Genomic DNA, 763 nt, shown 5'->3' on the forward strand with positions numbered 1-763 from the left:
AAACACTTTCCCGGCGATGGGGTAGATTCCCGCGATCAGCATTTGGTTACATCATGCAATTCCCTTCCTTTTGAAGTTTGGAAGCAGAAACACGGAAAAGTATTTCAGGCTCTTATCGATAGCGGAGTAGCCTGCATCATGCCAGGGCATATTACCTTACCATCCTATCAGAAAGAAAAAATAAAAGGGTTTTATCCTCCGGCAACTCTTTCGAGAGAGTTACTTACCGATCTTCTAAAAGGGGAAATGGGCTTTAAAGGCGTGATTGTTTCGGATGCTTTGATCATGGGCGGATTTCGCGGATATTACGATGATCCGCTGGAAGGCGAGGTACGCAGTTTTATGGCCGGGGTAGATGTGATGCTTTGGCCTTCGTATCGTTTTATGGATACTATTGAAGCACGTATTAAAAGAGGAGTGATCTCGATGCAACGTTTGGATGATGCCGTGCAGCGAGTGTGGGCACTGAAAGAGCGGCTGGGTTTGCTTGATAATGGAAGGACAGTGGTGCAACCAATGTCGGCCAGAGAAAAGCAGCAAGCAGCATTGACTGCCGACAATATATGCGAGCGGGCCGTTACTTTGGTTCGTGACCGGAACCATCTGCTTCCACTCAATCCTCAAAAAGAACAAAAGATACTGGTAGTTGGCGTCGCGCCAGTCGGAAGAAAAGGTGGAGACTCCCATTTGAAGAATTTGAAACTTTTTGCACGGTCTCTGGGGGAAAAAGGTTTTCAGGTAGATTTTCAGCATAATATCCTTT

1 protein-coding gene is annotated in these 763 nt (G+C 46.3%); it reads left to right on the top strand.

Features of this window, described 5'->3' with window-relative positions; all coding sequences use genetic code 11:
• Window positions 1-763: glycoside hydrolase family 3 N-terminal domain-containing protein (locus ACNOHI_RS24770; RefSeq protein ID WP_420477391.1), on the top strand; the 763-nt coding region annotated here is incomplete at both ends.

It is taken from the genome of Noviherbaspirillum sp. ST9 (assembly GCF_048799745.1).
Classification (GTDB): domain Bacteria; phylum Pseudomonadota; class Gammaproteobacteria; order Burkholderiales; family Burkholderiaceae_D; genus Noviherbaspirillum.